The organism is Dactylosporangium sp. NPDC051484, assembly GCF_040689395.1.
Lineage (GTDB): Bacteria > Actinomycetota > Actinomycetes > Mycobacteriales > Micromonosporaceae > Dactylosporangium.
Window position 1 is genome coordinate 304,784 of sequence record NZ_JBFAZX010000002.1, and the last position, 17,707, is coordinate 322,490.

A 17,707-nucleotide genomic window follows, 5' to 3' on the forward strand; every position below is an offset into this window, starting at 1 on the left:
GTCCGGGGAACGCAGCGGCGTGAGGAATTGGCTGCTGGCCACGGGCCTGTCCGCGGCCGTCGCCGGGCTGCACGCCGGTCCCGCGCTGACGGCGCTGGCACCGGTCCGCCGGCGCCTGCGGGCGCTCAGCGGCGTCGGGCGGCCGGGCACCGTCGCGCTCACCCTGGACGACGGCCCGGATCCCGGTTCCACGCCGGCCTTCCTGCGCTCGCTCGCGCGGCTGCGCGTCCCGGCGACCTTCTTCGTCCTCGGTGGCATGGCGGCGAAGGCACCCGACCTGCTGCGGCGCATCCGCGAGGACGGGCACGAGCTCGGCGTGCACGGCTGGACGCACCGCGATCATCTGCGTATGCGGCCCGCCCTCGTCTACGACGAACTGGCCCGCACGGCCGATCTGCTCCTCGCCACCTGCGGGGTCCCGCCCATCTGGTTCCGTCCCCCGTACGGCATCCTCTGCGCGGGAAGCCTGCTCGCCGCGGCCAGGCTCGGCCTGCGTCCGGTGCTCTGGAGCGCGTGGGGGCGCGACTGGGAGGCCGGCGCCACCACGGACTCGGTGCTCGCGCACCTGCGCCGCGGAGGCATCCGCGGCGGCGCCACCCTGCTGCTGCACGACAGCGACCGCGCGGCGGCACCCGGCGCCTGGCGGTCGGCCCTCGGCGCGCTGACGGCGATCGCCGGCGACTGCGAGCGGCAGGGTCTGCGCCTCGCCCGGATCAGCGACCACCTTCCGTGACCGGCCCGCCGCGACGCCGAGGTGCCACCACGCCGTTACGAGCACCCGATCCGGGGTAGCGGCGCCTGCATGGTGACGACGGACTCGACGGCGGCGGCCGGTGCGGGCGTACGCGCGCAGCAGCGCGCCGGCGACGAGAACTTCCCGGTGGCGCTGCGGATCCTTCCCAGAACCACCCGCCGGCACCTGCACGCGCTCTACCGCTACGCCCGGTTCGTCGACGATCTGGGTGACGAGCCGCTGCCGGGAGTGACGGCGGCCGAGCGGACGGCGCGGCTCGACGCCTTCGAGGCGCAGGTCCACCGGCTCTTCGACGGGCACCGGATCGAGCACCCGGTGCTGTGCGCGCTCGCGCCCACGGTGGCGGCGTGCCGGCTTCCCGCCGGGCCGCTGCTGCGCCTGATCGAGGCGAACCGCGTCGACCAGATCGTCACCCGCTACACCACCTTCGAGGAGCTCGTGGGCTACTGCTCGCTGTCCGCCGATCCCGTCGGTGAGCTCGTCCTGCACGTGTTCGATCAGGCCGACCCGGCACGGATCGCGTTGTCGGACCGCATCTGCACGGCGCTGCAGATCGCCGAGCACCTCCAGGACGTCGCCGAGGATCACCGCCGCGGCCGCGTCTACCTGCCCGGGGCCGACCTCGAGCGGTTCGGCGTGCGCGACAGCGACCTGGCCGCGGCGACCGCGAGCGGCGCGCTGCGCGCACTCGTGCGCTTCGAGGCCGGCCGCGCACGGGACTCGCTGGACGCCGGGGCACCGCTGATCACGGCGCTGCACGGCTGGGCACGCGCGGCGGTCGCCGGGTATCTGGCCGGTGGGTACGCGACGCTGCGGGCGCTGCAGCGCAGCGGATACGACCCGCTACCCGGGCCGCCACGCCCCCAAAGACGGGACATCGCGACGTCGTGGCTGGCCGCGATGGTCAGGAGCGTCGGGTGAGCGCTGGCACCATCGTCGACGCGGCGTACCGCCGGTGCGAGGAGATCACCCGGCGGGAGGCGCGCAACTTCTCCTACGGCATCCGGCTGCTGCCGAAGGACAAACGGCGCGCGCTGTCCGCGGTGTACGCGACTGCCCGCCGCATCGACGACATCGGCGACGGTGACCTGCCCCCCGACGAGAAGCTGGCCCGGCTCGACGAGGTCCGCGAGTCGCTGCGCCGGCTGCCGGACACCGCCCCTGACGACCCGGTGCTGCTGGCGTTGCACGACGCCGCGGGGCGGCTGCCCATCCCGCTGGAGGCGTTCGAGGAGCTGATCGACGGCTGCGCCGCCGACGTGCGCGGCACCACCTATGCCACGTTCGACGACCTGCTGTGGTACTGCCGCTGCGTGGCCGGCTCGGTCGGGCGCCTGTCGCTGGGCGTGTTCGGCACCGGTGCGCCGGGACTGGCCGCCGACCGGGCCGACGCGCTGGGCATTGCGCTGCAGATGACCAACATCCTGCGCGACCTTCGGGAGGATCGCGGCAACGGGCGGGTGTACCTGCCCAAGGACGATCTCGACCGGTTCGGCTGCAACCTGGAACTCGACGGCGACGGCTTCGCCGACCCGCCGGAGCACTTCGCCGCCCTCGTGCGCTTCGAGGCCGAGCACGCCGAGCGCTGGTACGAGACCGGCCTGCGGCTGCTGCCGATGCTGGACGCGCGCAGTGCCGCGTGCACCGCCGCCATGGCCGGCATCTATCACCGGCTGCTGGCCCGCATCGTGCGTGACCCGATGGCGGTCACGCGGACGCGGATCTCCCTGCCGTCGCTGGAGAAGGCGACGGTCGCCGCGCGCGCACTCGTGAGGCGGACGGCGTGACGCCGAGCCCGCCGGCGCCGGACGCCGGCTACGACGTGTGCGTCGTCGGCGGTGGGCTCGCCGGCATCGCCGCCGCGATCCGCCTCGCCGATGTCGGGGCTCGGGTGACGCTGCTGGAGCGGCGCAGCGAACTCGGCGGGGCGACGTACTCGTTCGAGCACGGCGACCTCGTCGTGGACACCGGGCAGCACGTGTTCCTGCGGTGCTATGAGGGCTACCGGGCCCTGCTCGACCGGCTCGGCACCGGCAGCCTGACGCACGTGCAACCGCGCTTCTCGGTGCCGGTCCTGCGCGCCGGGCACCGGCCGCACGTGCTGGCGCGTGCCCGCCGGCTGCCCGCACCGGCGCACCTGCTTCCGGCGCTGGCGAGGTATCCGCTGCTGAGCGTCCGCGAGCGGCTGCGCGCGATCGGCGCGGCCAATGCGCTGCGCGGCGTGGACCCCGACGACCCCGGCAACGACCGGCGCGCCTTCGGTGACTGGCTCGCCGCACACGGCCAGGGCCCGCGGGCCGTGCGACGGCTGTGGGATCTGATCACCGTCGCCGCGTTGAACATCCCGGCGCAGTCCGCGTCGCTCGCCCTCGCCGCGCGGGTCTTCCGGACCGGGCTGCTGGAGCGGGCCGACGCCGGTGACATCGGGCGTCCGCTGGTACCACTGTCCGATCTGCACGGCCGTGCCGCTCTGCGGCTGCTGACGCGGCTCGGCGTGCGGGTGGCCACCGGGAGCAGGGTCGAGCGGGTCCAGCCGGACGCCTCCGGTTTCCGGATCGCGGTCGGCGGCGCCGGTGGCCGCTCGGCCCGGGAGGAACTCGCCGCTGACGCGGTCATCGTGGCCGTTCCACATCCGGCCGCCCCCCGGCTGGTGCCGGCCGCGGCGTGCGACGGCCGGGACAGCTGGCACCTGCTGGGCAGCGCCCCGATCGTAAACGTGCACCTGCGATACGACTCGGCCGTCACCCGGCTGCCGTTCGCCGCCGCGGTCGACTCGCCCGCGCAATGGATCTTCGACCGCACGCCGCCTGCCGCGGGCGAGGGGCAATACCTGGTGAGCTCCGTCTCCGCCGCGGACGACGTCATCGCGACTCCCGCCAGGCGACTGGTCCGCACGCACGCCGCCGCCATCGCCGAGCTGTTCCCCGCGGCGCGCTCCGCGACGCTGCTGGAGGCCTTCGTCACCCGTGAGCCGCATGCCACGTTCCGGCAGGCTCCCGGTACCCGCACGCTGCGACCCGGTGCGGCGACCCGCCTGCCCGGCCTCGTGCTGGCCGGCGCGTGGACCGACACGGGATGGCCGGACACGATGGAGGGCGCTGTCCTCAGCGGTCATCGCGCCGCCGACGTCGTGCTCGCCCACTTGCGAGGTCTGCCGGCATCCCCGACTCGAAACCTGGAGGGCACACGTTGACCATCGCACCCGTCGCCTGCCTCGATCAGGTACCCACGCTCGTCGAGCCCCGGATCCGCGACCTCCTCGGCCGCCTCGACCCCCGCAACGGGCGGGTCGCCGCGTACCACCTGGGCTACTGCGACGCCGACGGAGCACCGAGCGCCGCCGGCGGCAAGGGCATCCGTCCGGCCCTGGCCCTGCTGTCGGCCCGCGCCGCCGGGCAATCACCCGAACGGGGCGTCGACGCCGCCGTCGCCGTCGAGCTCGCCCACAACTTCTCGTTGCTGCACGACGACGTCATGGACCAGGACACGCTGCGCCGGCACCGCCCCACCGCCTGGGCGGTCTTCGGCCCGGCCGCCGCGATCCTCGCCGGCGACGCCCTGATGCTCCTGGCCCATGACGCGCTCGCGGACGAGTCCCGGCCGGGCGGCGCCAAGGCGGCCCGGCGACTGGCCACGGACGTGCACCGGCTCATCGCCGGGCAGGCCGCCGACCTGGACTTCGAACGCCGCGACGACGTCAGCCTCGACGAGTGCCTGGCGATGAGCGCCGACAAGACCGCGGCGCTGATGTCCTGCGCCTGCGCGCTGGGAGCGCTGCTGTGCGGCGCCCCCGCGGCCGTGACCCGGGGCCTGTCGCGCTTCGGCGAGCACCTCGGGATGAGCTTCCAGCTCGTCGACGACCAGCTCGGCATCTGGGGCGAGCCCGGGCGCACCGGCAAGCCGGTGGGCTCCGATCTGCGGGCACGCAAGAAGTCCGTGCCGATCGTGCACGCGCTCACCTCGGGCACCGCCGCCGGCGAGGCGTTGCGGGCGCTGTACGCGTCCGCGCGCGAACTGGACGAGGCCGACCTCGTGCTCGCCGGCCGGCTGCTGGAGGAGTCCGGGTCGCGGGACTGGGTCCAGGGCGAGGCCGATCGTCATCTGATCCGGGGCCTCGACGAGCTCGCCGCGCTCGAGCTGCCCGCGGGTGTGTACGACGACCTGTTCGGCCTCGCCCGCCTCGTGACGGGACGTGATCACTGATGACGCAGCTGCTCGCGCGGGCGAGCGACGCCGACGGGGTCCTCGACCGTGCCCGGGCCGGCCTGGATCGGGCGACGGCACGGCTGCTCGAACTGCAGGACGCCGCCGGCTGGTGGAAGGGCGAGCTGGAGACCAACGTGACGATGGAGTCCGAGGACCTGCTGCTGCGCCGGTTCCTCGGCATCTCGGACGAAGCGCTGACCACGCAGACGGCCCGCTGGATCCGCTCGCGGCAGCGCGACGACGGCACCTGGGCGACGTACCACGGCGGGCCGGGCGACCTGTCCACCACCATCGAGGCGTACACGGCCCTGCGCCTGGCCGGCGACGCCCCCGAAGCGCCGCACATGGCGGCGGCCGCACGGTTCGTCCGGGACTGCGGCGGCATCGAGCGCAGCCGGGTGTTCACCCGGATCTGGCTCGCGCTGTTCGGCGAATGGCCGTGGCAGCGCCTGCCCGCCATCCCGCCGGAGCTCGTGCTGCTGCCTGCCTGGATGCCGTTCAACGTGTACGACTTCGCGTGCTGGGCCAGGCAGACCATCGTGCCGCTGGCGATCGTGCGGGCGACGCGGCCCGTGCGGTCGCTGGGTTTCTCGCTGTCCGAGCTGCGCACCGGGCTGCGACCGGCGCCACCTCCGCCGCTGTCGCGCCGCGCCGGCTGGCTGCACCGCCTCGACCTGGCCGCACGCGGCTACGAACGCGTCGCCGCCCGTCCGCTGCGCCGCCATGCGCTGCGCCGCGCCGCGGAGTGGATCGTGGCCCGGCAGGAGGCCGACGGTTCGTGGGGTGGCATCCAGCCACCGTGGGTGTACTCGCTGATCGCCCTGCACCTGCTCGGGTATCCCCTCACGCATCCGGTGCTGCGGGCCGGGCTCGAGGGGCTTGAGCGCTTCACCGTGCGCGAGCAGACGCCCGAGGGGACGATCCGCCGGCTGGAGGCCTGCCAGTCACCGGTATGGGACACCGCGCTCGCGGTCACGGCGCTGGCCGACGCCGGGCTCCCGGCCGACGATCCCGCGCTCGTGCGCGCCGGAGACTGGCTGGTCGGGCAGGAGATCACCGCTCGTGGCGACTGGGCCGTCCGCCGCCCGGGCGTCCCGGCGGGCGGGTGGGCGTTCGAGTTCGACAACGACGGCTACCCCGACACCGACGACACCGCCGAGGTGATCCTCGCGTTGCGGCGTACCCCGCTGCGCCACGATCCCTCGCTGCACCGGGCCACCCGCTGGCTGATCGGCATGCAGTCCCGCGACGGCGGCTGGGGCGCCTTCGACGCCGACAACGACCGTGCGCTCGTCGCCGACCTGCCGTTCTGCGACTTCGGCGAGGTCATCGACCCGCCCAGCGCCGACGTCACCGCCCACATCGTGGAGGCGCTGTGCGCCCAGGGCCTGACGAACTCGGTCGTTGTCGGCCGGGGCGTGCGATGGCTGCTGCGGGCGCAGGAGCCGGACGGATCCTGGTTCGGCCGGTGGGGCGCCAACCACGTGTACGGCACCGGCTGCGTCGTGCCCGCCCTGGTCGCCGCCGGCGTCCCGGCGGACCACCCGATCATCGGGCGCGCCGTGAACTGGCTGCTGCGCCACCAGAACGGCGACGGTGGCTGGGGCGAGGACATGCGCTCCTACAGCGACGCGGCCCTGCGCGGGCGCGGGGCGTCGACCGCGTCGCAGACCGCCTGGGCCCTGCTCGCGCTGCACGCCGCCGGTGAGCATCGAACGCCCGCGGCGCGAGAGGCGCTGGCGTGGCTGGTCCGCACGCAACGCCCCGACGGCGGCTGGGACGAGCCGCACTACACCGGCACCGGCTTCCCCGGCGATTTCTCCATCAACTATCACCTGTACCGGCTGGTGTTCCCGATCTCCGCCCTCGGCCGCATCCTGCGCGACGGCGCACGGGAGGACCGATGAGCGCGCCGGCACCGCAGCGAGCGGACGGGGGCTGGGTGCTGTGCGCACCGATGCGCATGGAGGCGGCGGCGCTGCGTCGCCCCGTGCAGGCGGGCGGGCACGGTTCGGCCGGCACCGTCCTGCACACCGGTGCCGGACGCGGCCGGTCCGAGCGCGCCGCCGGCTGGGCCGTCGTGCAGGACGCCGGCGCGCTCGCCGTGGCCGGCATCGGCGGCGGGCTGGACGCGACCCTGAACCCCGGCGACGTCGTCGTGGGCACCGAGGTCCGCGCCGACCCGTCGGTCGCCGAGCCCCGGCCCGCCACGACCACGCTCCCCGCGGCCGCCATGATCGCGAGCGCGCTGCGCCGGCAGGGGCTCACCGTCCGGACCGGTCCGGTGCTCAGCACCGAGCGGCTGGCCCACGGGGCGACGCGTGAGCGCCTCGCGGCCACCGGCGCGCTGAGTGTGGACCTGGAGTCGGCCTGGCTGCTGGGCGGCAGCGCCGGCACGGCCGGACGGCCCGCCGCCTGCGTGCGGGTCGTCGCCGACACCGGTGCGCTCTTGCGGCCGGGCACCCTGAGGCAGACGCGCACGGCGCTGGCGGCCCTGCCGGCCGTGGCGGCCGGGCTGCGCGAATGGGCGGCCGCCACCACCGTGCGCCGGGTCGTCCTCGCCGCTCCCCGCTCGTTGTGCGCCGGGGTGGAGCGCGCCATCCTCGTCGTGGAGCGCGCCCTCGAACTGCACGGCCCGCCGGTGTACGTCCGCAAGCAGATCGTGCACAACACGCACGTGGTCGCCGACCTCTCCGCACGGGGGGCGGTCTTCGTCGACGACGTCGAGGACATCCCGGAAGGGGCCGTGGCCGTGTTCTCCGCCCACGGCATCTCCCCCGCGGTCCGGTCGGCCGCCGCCGCGCGAGGACTGTCCACAATAGACGCAACCTGCCCGCTCGTCACGAAGGTGCACGCCGAGGCCCGCCGCTTCGCCGACCACGGCGACACCATCCTGCTCATCGGGCACGCCGGCCACGAGGAGACCGACGGCGTCGTCGGCGAGGCGCCCGGCCGGATCCGGCTCGTGCAGGACGTCCGCGACGCCGAACAGGTGCGGGTCGACGATCCGCGGCGGGTGTCCTACCTGGTCCAGACGACCCTGGCCGTGGACGACGTCACCGACATCGTCGCGGTGCTTCAGGACCGGTTCCCCGACCTGGCCGCCCCGCCGTCCGACGACATCTGCTACGCCACGACCAACCGGCAGCGCGCGGTGTACGAGGTGGCGGCCGCCTGCGACACGATGATCGTCGTCGGCTCCGCCAACTCGTCGAACTCCCGGCGCCTGGTCGAGGTCGCCGAACGGGCCGGAACGCCCGCGCACCTGGTCGACGGCCCGGCCGGCGTCGACCTGCGGTGGCTCGCGGGCGCCCGCACGGTCGGCGTGTCCGCGGGTGCCTCGGCGCCGCCCGTCCTCGTCGAGGAGGTGGTCGGCGCGCTGTGCGGGCTCGGTGCGCGCACGGTCGAGGAGCACACCGCCGTGCGCGAAGACGTCCGATTCATGCTGCCCAAGGAGGTACGATTATGAGCATCCCTCTGCGGCAACGGCTGCGGATAGGCCGATACCTGGTCGAGCAGAAGGTGCGCCGCCGCGAGAAGTTTCCGTTGCTGGTCGAGTTGGAGCCGCTGTTCGCCTGCAACCTCAAGTGCGCCGGGTGCGGCAAGATCGATCACCCGGCCGACGTCCTCAAGCGCCGGATGCCCGTCGAGCAGGCGCTCGCCGCGATCGACGAGTGCGGCGCGCCGATGGTCTCCATCGCCGGCGGCGAGCCGCTCATGCATCCCCAGATCGACACCCTCGCCGCCGAACTGGTGAAGCGCAAGAAGTACGTGTTCCTGTGCACCAATGCCCTGCTGCTGCCGAAGAAGATCGACAAGTTCCGGCCGTCGCGGTACCTCGCGTTCACCGTACACATCGACGGCCTCCGGGAGCGTCACGACGCGTCGGTATGCAAGGAGGGCGTGTTCGACGAGGCCGTGGCCGCCGTGCGCGACGCGCAACGGCGCGGCTTCCGCGTCACGACCAACACGACGTTCTTCAACACCGACACCCCGCAGACCGTCATCGAGGTCCTCGACCACCTCAACGACGAGCTGCGGGTCGACGAGATGATGATCTCCCCGGCGTACGCCTACGAGAAGGCACCCGACCAGGAGCACTTCCTCGGCGTCGAGCAGACCCGGGAGCTGTTCCGCAAGTCCTTCGCCGACGGCCGGCGACGGCGCTGGCGCCTCAGCCACTCCCCCCTGTTCCTCGACTTCCTCGAGGGCAGGATCGACTTCCCGTGTACGGCCTGGGCCGTGCCGTCGTACTCGCTGTTCGGCTGGCAGCGCCCCTGCTACCTGATGGCCGACGGATACGTCAGCACCTACCGGGAACTGGTGGAGAGCACCGACTGGGAGCGCTACGGCCGTGGCCGCGACCCACGATGTGCCAACTGCATGGCCCACTGCGGCTACGAGCCCACGGCCGTGCTGGCGACGATGGCGTCGCTGAAGGAGTCGCTGCGCGCTCTGCGCGCCGGATAGCCCTCATAGGCCTCAGCCGAACCGGGCGGCCAGCCGCCGGTACAGTCCCGGGGCGACCCCGCGGACCGCGACCGGCAGTCGCAGCCAGCCGGGTGTGTAGCGCTCGGCGCCGCCGGACGCGATCGTCTCGACCAGCCGGTCCGCGACCCGGTCCACGCCCAGCGGCCGGGGACTGCTGCGCTCATACGGCCGCCCGCGGCGCTGGAAGAACTCGGTCTCCACGACGCCGGGCACGAACACACCGACGCGCACCCGCGAGCCGCGCACCTCCAGCCGGAGGCTCTCGGCGAAACCGTCGAGGCCGGCCTTCGTCGCGGCGTAGACCGCCTCGCCGGCCACCCCGAGCCGACCGGCGATCGACGTCACGAACAGCACGTAGCCATCTTCGCGGGCGCACATCGCCGGCAGCAGCGCCCTGGTGAGCCGCATCGGGGCGAGCAGGTTGACCGCGACCAGCCGCTCGATGTCGGCCGGCTCCATCTGCCCGAACGACCCGGCCCAGCCGATCCCGGCGTTGTTGACGACGATGTCCACGCCGCCGACGAGTCGCTCGGCCTCCGCCGCCAGGCGGCCCACCTCGTCCGGCTCGGCGAGATCACCCGCCACCGCGCACCCGCCCGTTCGCTCGGCCAGCGCCGACAGCCGTTGCCGGTCCCGCCCGTGCAGGACCAGCCGTGCGCCCGCGTCGGCCAGCCGCAGCGCCGTGGCCCGGCCGATACCGGACGAGGCGCCGGTGATCAGCGCGACCCGGTCCGCGATCCGCATCGGCACCCCCGTCCCGGCGGACTGCGCCACCCACCCGATCGCAGGTTACAACGACGCCGGCCGCGGTAGAGCACTTCGCGTGTCCATTGCCGATGTTGACCCGGGCGGCGCCGGCCCGAGCCGCCGCGTCGTGGTGATCTCAGCCAGTGTCGGTGCCGGGCATGACGGCACGACCCGCGAACTGGCGGACCGGCTGCGCGGGCGCGGCTTGCGGGTCGACTGCCTGGACGTCACCGACGTCTTCCCGTGGCGGACCGGACGGCTGCTGCGCGGCACGTACCGTGGCATGTTGCTGCGGCTGCCCTGGATCTACGACGCGCTGTTCGCGCTCAGCTGCCGGTTGCGGAGCGCGGGCCCGATCACCCGTGCCCTGTTGCGCCCGGTGCGGCCGCGCATGCGCCGGGCCCTGCCCGCCGACACCAGCGCCGTCGTGTCGACCTACCCGATCGCCAGCCAACTGCTCGGCCCGCTGCGCCGCGACGGGCACCTCAGCGCGCCGGTGATCACCTACCTGACCGACTTCGCCGTACACCCCACCTGGGTCGCCCCCGGCGTCGACCTGCACTGCGCGGCGCACGCCATCAGCGGGGCCCAGGCCGTCGCGTACGGCGCCGCCGACGTCCGGGTGGCCGGGCGGCTGGTGTCCTCCCGGTGCCGGCCCGCCTCGGCGCAGGCGAAGCGGGAGGCACGCGAACGCTTCGGGCTGCCGCCGCACGACCGGCTGGCGCTGCTCGTCGCCGGCGCGTGGGGCGTCGGCGAGGTGGGTGCGGCGGCGGCCGAGATCGAGGCCACGGGCGTGGCGACGCCGGTCACGGTCTGCGGGCGCAACGGGGCGCTGTACCGCCGGCTCCGCCACCGCGGCGACGGCCACGTCTTCGGCTGGGTGCCGGACATGCCGGAGCTGTTGCGGGCCGCCGACGTCCTCGTGGACAACGGCGGCGGGCTCACCGCGCTGGAGGCCATGGCGTGCGGGGTTCCGGTCCTCGCGTACCGGCCGATACCCGGGCACGGCAAGGCCAGCGCGGCCACCATGGCCGAGGCCGGGGTGGTAACCCTGGCGCGCGGCCGCGCCGAGCTCGGACCGGCACTGGCCGGACTCCTCGACGGGGAACGGGGCCGGCGCCAGCGCGACGCCGGCCTGGCACTGTTCGGCTCCGATCCGGCGGCGGTGATCGCGGGCGTCGCCGCCGCGTCCGCGCTCGAGCAGCCCCGGCCGATACCCACGGCTTGATGACACCGTGCCGGGAGGAGCTGTGCAATGGTTGCACAGTGCAACAAGGGGTAGGGTCGAATTGTCGGGTGCCAGGCCGGGTCAAGCGGTAGGAAGGATCACGGATCGTGAACCCGTCGGTCCGCGAACGGCAAACAGGCACGGTCACGACCGGGGCCGGGTGCCGGTGCGGCGACCCCGGGTGCGGTGCCGCGTTCGCCGCGATGCGGCTTGCGGACGCCACACGGCGCACGGCCCTGCGCAATCGCCTCGTCGAGCGGCATCTGGAGCTCGCCGAGAAGGTCGCCGCGCGATACCACCGGGATCCGCGCGCCCAGGACATCCGCCAGGTCGCGGCGCTCACCCTCGTCGAGGCCGCCGGGCGGTTCGACCCCGGACGTGGCGTGCCGTTCTCCGCGTACGCCACCGCCACCCTCACGGGGGCGCTGAAGCGCTACATCCGGGACAACCGCTGGGCGATGCACACCCCCCGGCGCCACGGCGAGGTCCTCACCCAGGTGGCCGACGCCCGCGAAAGGCTGACCCAGCGCCTGAGCCGCGATCCCACCGCTGCCGAGACGGCCAACGCCGTGCGATGCAGCGAATCCGACGTGACGAGCAGCCTGCGCGCGCTGCACGAGCAGCACATGCTGTCACTGTCCGGGCCCGCCGGCCCGGACGGCGGACCCACGCTCGCCGACACCCTGACCGACGACACCGACGAGACCGCCGCGGTCGACGATCGCGAAGCCCTCCGCGCGCAGCTGCGCCGCCTGCCCCGGCGCGAATTGCGGGTCGTCGTCCTGCGCTTCTACGGCAACCGCACGTACGAGGAGATCGGCGAACAGGTCGGCCGCTCGGCCACACAGGTGTCCCGGCTGCTGAGCACCGCGCTCGACCGGCTGCGCGCCGCGCTGGACGGCCTGGACGGCACCGCCACACCGCCGCGCCGGCCGGCACACCAGCCGCCGCGCCGAGCACCCACGTCGGCTCCGCACTCGCCTCCCACCCGGCCGGCCGGCACGAGCCGGCGCACCACGCCGCCGGGACGCAGCACGCGTCCGGGCGGCGGTCACCCCACTGCTCGGAGGCCGTGTGCCTGGAGACCGTGTGCTTGGAGACCGTGGCGACGCCGATCGCGAGCTTCGGCTCGGGGACCACCGTCCGGCCGGACGGCATTCGTTTCTGCGGCGGTTCGGTGATTCCGGCGGTTCGTGAGTACCGCCGACGGTGGAACACACGCCACGAAGCACGCCATGAAGTGGTGGCAGCCTTGCAGGAGACCGGTGCCGCACACATCGGTGGCGCCCACCCGCAGAGGCAGGCGCCACGGAGTTTCGCCGCGCTCACCGCTGATGCGCCATGGTCGGTCTGTTGCCCACCCGGCCGCCCGAGAACAGCATCCCCACGGCGGCGAGGCCGAGCAGGATCGTCACGGCGCCGGTGACCGCGTTGGTCCAGACGACGCCTACGGTCACCTGCCGAGTCACGAACGGCGCGATGACGACCCAGACACCAACGGCCACCATCGCCCAGCTCAGCCGGTACATCCGCGCCGGCGCCCAGGTCAGGCCGAGCGCGATCACACCGATCATGATCCCCAGGATCAGGTTGTTGACCGTGACGCTCGGCGCCGTGCCGTTGAAATGCACGATCCACGGGGAAATCGCCAGCCACGCGCCGGCCAGCAGGACGAGACCGTCGATCACTATCGCCTGGTTGCTGGCGGTCACCCGTTCGAGCCGCTGACGCATCTCGGCGACGTCCGGGTGTTCGGAAATCTCCCTGTAGTCGGATACTTCGGACATGACGCACCTCCTGAACCTCATATGCGTCGTCCCGTACACCCCTCAGCTACCCATCCGGCCGCCGGAATCTTCGCCGGTTCGCGATAACGCCGCGCGGGCCGCGCCCGAGATGCCACCGTGAAGGCTGTGATGACACGCGAGGTGGAGTTCGGCGACGGTACGGCGGGCGTGGTGTCGCTCGACACGCCCGTCCTGCGGCATCCGGCCAACCCGATCCTGACCGCGCACCGGGTCAACGAGGTGTGGCGGGAGCCGCACCTGCGGGTGACGACGGTGCACAACGCCGGCGCGGCGGTGCTGGCGGACCGGACCGTGCTGCTGTTCCGGTCGCACCTGCGCTGCGGCATCAGCGTCCTCGGCCTGGCCACGAGCGAGGACGGCATCGGCGGCTGGGCGGTCCGCCCGCGGCCGGTGCTGTCCCCCGCCACCAAAGGTGATCTCTACGCCGACGGCCTGGACTGGCGGGACATCGCGGAGGTCGAGTCCGGCGGCGTCGAGGACGCCCGGATCAACCCCGTCGAAGACACGTTCGCCGTCACCTACAGCGCCTACCACGCCGGGATCCGCAACCGGGTGCGCGTGTCGCTCGCGCTGACCGACGACTTCACCGCGTTCACCCGGCACGGGCCCATCCTCGACCGCGACATGCGCAACGTGGTGCTGTTCCCGGAGCGGATCGGCGGGCGGTACGCCGGCCTGTTCCGGCCCAACGACGTCGGTCCCGGCGACACGGGCGGCACGTACACCCAGATCCGCATCGGCTACGCGCAGGACTTCCGCACCGGGCCGTGGGAGATCGCCGACGAGCCGATCATGCGGACCGGCGCGGGTCCGAGCGCCTTCTCCGACAAGATCGGGCCGGGCGCGCCGCCGGTGCGCACCCGGCACGGCTGGCTCAACGTGTTCCACGGCGTGCGCACGACGATGGACGGTAACCCGTACGTGCTCGGCGTGGCGCTGCACGACCTCGACGATCCCCGCCGGGTGCGCATGTCCAGCATCCCGGTGCTGTTCCCGTCGCGGGCCGACTGCCGCGTCGCCGACACGGACTACGTGCACGTGCCGAACGTCGTCTTCTCCTGCGGCCTGGTGCGCCGCGCCGACGGCACGATCGTCGTCTACTACGCCGGCAACGACACGGTCATGAACGTCGCCGTCACGCACGAGGACGTGCTCGCGCAGCTGTGCGACCGCTACGGCCAGGATCCGCTGACCGGCCGGCTGCTGTACCACCTGTAGCGGGGCTTCGAGGCGCCGGCGTTTCCGGATGTCGTTTGGGGGTAGCCAACGGGTCGGACCGGAGAGAGGAGTTCGCGATGCCTTCTGCGGATCTCGTGCTCGAGGGTGGTGGCGTGAAGGGCATCGCCCTGGTCGGGGCGATCAGCGTGCTCGAGGAGCGCGGTTACGAGTTCAAGCGGGTGGCGGGCACCTCGGCGGGCGCGGTCGTCGGCTCGCTCGTCGCCGCCGGTATCCCCGCGACGAGGCTGACCCAGATCATGCGGAAGGTGGACTACCGCGCCTTCCAGGACGCCGACTGGGCCGAGCGCTTCGCGGTCGGCAAGGCGTTCGGCCTGGTGTTCGACCAGGGGATCTTCCACGGCAACTATCTGCGCGCGTGGCTGGCGGAGCAGCTCAACGCCGCCGGCGTGCGCACGTTCGGCGACCTGCCGTACTCCGACCCCGATCGGCCGCTCCCGCCGCAACACCGGTATCGGCTCGTGGTCATGGCCTCCGACATCAGCCAGGGCTGCCTGCGCCGGCTGCCCTGGGACCTCGAGCACTACCGCCGGGAACGGGCCCGGGACGACGAGTTCATCGTCGACTCGGTCCGCGCCTCCATGTCGATCCCCTTCTTCTTCACGCCGGAGCACTGGCAATCTGTCGGCGGGCAGGACTCGTGGCTCGTCGACGGCGGCATGCTGTCGAACTACCCCATCGACGTCTTCGACGCCGAGCCCGGGCGGCGACCGCGCTGGCCGACGCTGGGGATCAAGCTGTCCGCCCGCCCGGACGCCGCCCAGGGCATCGTCAACCCGATCACCGGGATCGCGAGCATGAGCATCGCCATGCTCAAGACGCTCACCGGGTTCTACGACCGCATGCACATCGAGAGCCAGGACGCGGTGGACCGCACCATCTTCGTCGACACCGGCCACGTCCGGGCCACCGACTTCGAGCTCGACGCGCAGAGCCAGAACCTGCTGTTCCAGAACGGGCGAAAGGCGGCCCGGGAGTTCCTCGACGGCACCGGCGGCCGTCCGGCCTGGGACTTCGACGCCTACATCGCCAGGCACCGGGCGGTGCCGGCCCACGCCCGGTAGCCGGGACGGCGCGCGCTGACCGCCGACGGCCCTGGGTCAGGTCTCGACCACGATGTTCGCCGGGCGCAGACCGGCGCCGAGGCGCTCGACCTGGGTGCGGATGACGCGGCGCATGCGCGGCGCCATGGCGTCGATGTGCCCGCCGACGTGCGGGGTGATGAGCACGTTGGGCGCGGACCACAGCGGGTGCTCCGGCGGCAGCGGCTCGGGGTCGGTGACGTCGAGCGCCATGTGCAGGCGCCCCCGCGCCGCGTGGGCGACCAGCGCCGCGGTGTCGGCGACCGGCCCCCGGGCGACGTTGACGAGCAGCGCGCCGTCCTTCATGGCGGCGAGGAAGTCGTCCGAGACGAGCCCGCGGGTCTCGGTCGTCAGCGGCACCGCCACCACGACCACGTCGGCGGTGGGCAGCAGGCCGGGCAGCTCGGCCATCGCGTGGACCGGACCGTGCGCATCCCGCCGTGCGGTCCGGGCCACGCGGACCAGGTCGAGCTCGAAGGGTTCCAGCCGGACCCGCAGCTGCTCGCCGACGCCGCCGACGCCGAGCAGCAGCACGCGCGAGCCGGCGAGGCCGGGCTGGCGGCGGTGCGCCCAGCGGTGCTCCAGCTGCGCGCCGCCGAATCCCGGAAATCCGCGGCGGACGGCGATGATCAACCCGACCGCCAGCTCGGCGGTCGACGCCTCGTGGACGCCGGGGGCGTTGCAGTACACGAATCCGGGTGGCAGCCGGTCGGCCACCCCGTCGTAGCCGAGGGTCTGGCTCTGCACCACCGAGGCGATGCCGGCGGGCAGCCGGCGCAGGTCGTCGGCCGGGATCATGTAGGGCAGCACGAGCAGGTCGAACGGGGTGGCCGGCGGCGGCTGCCCGATCGTCCAGACGCTGAGCCGGGCGCCGGTGCCGGCGAGCTGGGTGGCGAGGCCCTCGTCGGGTACGGCGACATGGAGCACCGCATCAGGCTACGCAGTCCGGGCCGTGTGGCGGAGACCGCGCCGGCCGGGGCTTGCCGTACCGGTGCCGGGTGGGGATATCCTCTGACATATGCGTGACTGCGCATGAGTTGACACGGCGGGAGGGATCGGCCGGCATGCACGAGACGCACGACCACGACGGCCATGCGGGGCACGACCACGGCGTCGCGGCGGACGCGGACCGGCGCTGGCTGAGCCTGGCCCTCGCGCTCATCACGGTGTTCATGGCCGGCGAGGTCGTCGTCGGACTCGTCGCCCGCTCCCTGGCCCTGCTCTCGGACGCCGCGCACATGCTCACCGACGCCGTCGCGATCGTGCTGGCCCTGGTGGCGATGCGCCTCGCGGCGCGGCCGCCCAAGGGCGGCTTCACCTTCGGGCTGAAGCGCGCCGAGATCCTCTCCGCCCAGGCCAACGGGCTCACGTTGCTCCTTCTCGCCGCCTGGCTCGGCATCGAGGCCGTGCGGCGGCTCATCCACCCGCCGGCCGTGGCCGGCGGACTGGTGCTGGTCACCTCGCTGGCCGGGATCGCGGTCAACCTCGTCGCGGCGTGGGCGATGTCCCGGGCCAACCGGTCCAGCCTCAACGTGGAGGGCGCGTTCCAGCACGTCCTCAACGACCTGTTCGCGTTCATCGCGACCGCGGTCGCCGGCGTGGTCATGGTGACGACCGGGTTCACCCGCGCCGACCCGATCGCGACCCTGGTCGTCGTCGCGCTCATGGTCAAGGCCGGGGTCGAGCTCGTCCGCGCCTCCGGCCGGATCTTCCTGGAGGCGGCCCCGGCCGGGATCGACCCGCCCGCGCTGGGCTCGCGGCTGGCCGGGCTGCCTGACGTCGTGGAGGTGCACGACCTGCACGTCTGGGAGATCACCTCCGGCCAGCCGGCGATGTCCGCCCACGTGCTGGTCGGCGAGGGGCGCGACTGCCATGCCGTCCGGGTCGCGATCGAGGAGCTGCTGCGCCGGGACTACCACATCACGCACAGCACCCTCCAGGTCGACCACGCCGGCACCGAGCCGATCACGCCCGCCGCCGACGGTACCGGCCATGAGGCCCAGGACGCCCACTGCGCCGATCCGCACGGCGCCTCCTACCGGCCGCCGGCCCCCGCCCGCTGAGCGCCTCCACGCATGGAGCGCGACCCCCCGAGGCGCTCGCCCGTCCGGAAATCAGCCCGGACTTCCTGCGCCGATCGCGCCGGGATGCGGGC

General features: G+C 73.6%; 16 protein-coding genes and 1 pseudogene. 14 read left to right on the forward strand and 3 right to left on the reverse strand.

What is annotated here, in order from left to right; translation table 11 throughout:
* Positions 1–19 precede the first annotated feature (19 nt).
* The 9 genes and pseudogenes from AB0367_RS05365 (at position 20) to hpnH (ending at position 9,430) form a co-directional block, all read left to right on the forward strand.
* On the forward strand, positions 20–733 hold the full coding sequence (locus AB0367_RS05365; RefSeq protein ID WP_366224927.1) for a polysaccharide deacetylase family protein: 714 nt from the start codon (positions 20–22) through the stop codon (positions 731–733).
* Positions 734–802: 69 nt separating this feature from the next.
* Positions 803–1,675, forward strand: a complete 873-nt coding sequence (gene hpnC / locus AB0367_RS05370) for a squalene synthase HpnC (protein WP_366224928.1) — start codon at positions 803–805, stop codon at positions 1,673–1,675.
* On the forward strand, positions 1,672–2,541 hold the full coding sequence (gene hpnD / locus AB0367_RS05375; RefSeq protein ID WP_366224929.1) for a presqualene diphosphate synthase HpnD: 870 nt from the start codon (positions 1,672–1,674) through the stop codon (positions 2,539–2,541). Before hpnC ends, hpnD begins: the two co-directional genes overlap by 4 nt.
* Positions 2,538–3,947, forward strand: a complete 1,410-nt coding sequence (hpnE, locus tag AB0367_RS05380) for a hydroxysqualene dehydroxylase HpnE (protein ID WP_366224930.1) — start codon at positions 2,538–2,540, stop codon at positions 3,945–3,947. Before hpnD ends, hpnE begins: the two co-directional genes overlap by 4 nt.
* The gene (locus tag AB0367_RS05385) at positions 3,944–4,957 is read left to right on the forward strand and encodes a polyprenyl synthetase family protein (protein WP_366224931.1); all 1,014 of its coding nucleotides are present in this window, start codon (positions 3,944–3,946) and stop codon (positions 4,955–4,957) included. Before hpnE ends, AB0367_RS05385 begins: the two co-directional genes overlap by 4 nt.
* Positions 4,957–6,867, forward strand: a complete 1,911-nt coding sequence (shc, locus tag AB0367_RS05390; RefSeq protein WP_366224932.1) for a squalene--hopene cyclase — start codon at positions 4,957–4,959, stop codon at positions 6,865–6,867. Before AB0367_RS05385 ends, shc begins: the two co-directional genes overlap by 1 nt.
* A 56-nt stretch (positions 6,868–6,923) precedes the next feature.
* Positions 6,924–7,394 (forward strand): annotated as a pseudogene (locus AB0367_RS05395) (hypothetical protein); the annotation flags it as partial.
* Between the two features lie 81 nt (positions 7,395–7,475).
* Complete coding sequence (ispH, locus tag AB0367_RS05400; RefSeq protein WP_366225121.1) at positions 7,476–8,429, forward strand: 4-hydroxy-3-methylbut-2-enyl diphosphate reductase; 954 nt, start codon at positions 7,476–7,478, stop codon at positions 8,427–8,429.
* On the forward strand, positions 8,426–9,430 hold the full coding sequence (gene hpnH, locus AB0367_RS05405) for an adenosyl-hopene transferase HpnH (protein ID WP_366224933.1): 1,005 nt from the start codon (positions 8,426–8,428) through the stop codon (positions 9,428–9,430). Before ispH ends, hpnH begins: the two co-directional genes overlap by 4 nt.
* Positions 9,431–9,442: 12 nt before the next feature.
* Here the strand turns inward: hpnH and AB0367_RS05410 are convergent, their stop codons facing one another.
* Positions 9,443–10,225 (reverse strand): SDR family NAD(P)-dependent oxidoreductase, encoded by a 783-nt coding sequence (locus AB0367_RS05410; RefSeq protein WP_366224934.1) that lies wholly within the window; start codon positions 10,223–10,225, stop codon positions 9,443–9,445.
* Positions 10,226–10,274: 49 nt separating this feature from the next.
* Between AB0367_RS05410 and AB0367_RS05415 the strand changes: the two genes are divergently transcribed.
* Together AB0367_RS05415 and AB0367_RS05420 are read left to right on the forward strand one after the other, a co-directional pair.
* A complete protein-coding gene (locus AB0367_RS05415; protein WP_366224935.1) occupies positions 10,275–11,426 on the forward strand; it encodes a glycosyltransferase in 1,152 nt (383 codons plus the stop codon).
* Positions 11,427–11,533: 107 nt separating this feature from the next.
* Positions 11,534–12,607 carry a sigma-70 family RNA polymerase sigma factor gene (locus tag AB0367_RS05420; RefSeq protein ID WP_366224936.1) on the forward strand — a complete coding sequence of 358 codons (1,074 nt, stop codon included), beginning with the start codon at positions 11,534–11,536 and terminating at the stop codon, positions 12,605–12,607.
* A 144-nt stretch (positions 12,608–12,751) separates the two neighbouring features.
* Here the strand turns inward: AB0367_RS05420 and AB0367_RS05425 are convergent, their stop codons facing one another.
* The gene (locus AB0367_RS05425; protein WP_366224937.1) at positions 12,752–13,159 is read right to left on the reverse strand and encodes an SPW repeat protein; all 408 of its coding nucleotides are present in this window, start codon (positions 13,157–13,159) and stop codon (positions 12,752–12,754) included.
* A 183-nt stretch (positions 13,160–13,342) separates the two neighbouring features.
* On the opposite strand from AB0367_RS05425, the gene AB0367_RS05430 reads away from it, so the two are divergent.
* Both AB0367_RS05430 and AB0367_RS05435 read left to right on the forward strand, forming a co-directional pair.
* A complete protein-coding gene (locus AB0367_RS05430) occupies positions 13,343–14,452 on the forward strand; it encodes a hypothetical protein (protein WP_366225122.1) in 1,110 nt (369 codons plus the stop codon).
* Between the two features lie 77 nt (positions 14,453–14,529).
* On the forward strand, positions 14,530–15,534 hold the full coding sequence (locus tag AB0367_RS05435; RefSeq protein ID WP_366224938.1) for a patatin-like phospholipase family protein: 1,005 nt from the start codon (positions 14,530–14,532) through the stop codon (positions 15,532–15,534).
* A gap of 36 nt (positions 15,535–15,570) precedes the next feature.
* On the opposite strand, the gene AB0367_RS05440 is transcribed toward AB0367_RS05435, so the two are convergent.
* Entirely contained in the window at positions 15,571–16,479 is a 909-nt protein-coding gene (locus AB0367_RS05440; protein WP_366224939.1) for an NAD(P)-dependent oxidoreductase, read from the reverse strand.
* A gap of 137 nt (positions 16,480–16,616) precedes the next feature.
* On the opposite strand from AB0367_RS05440, the gene AB0367_RS05445 reads away from it, so the two are divergent.
* Complete coding sequence (locus AB0367_RS05445; protein ID WP_366224940.1) at positions 16,617–17,615, forward strand: cation diffusion facilitator family transporter; 999 nt, start codon at positions 16,617–16,619, stop codon at positions 17,613–17,615.
* The last annotated feature ends 92 nt before the right edge of the window (positions 17,616–17,707 follow it).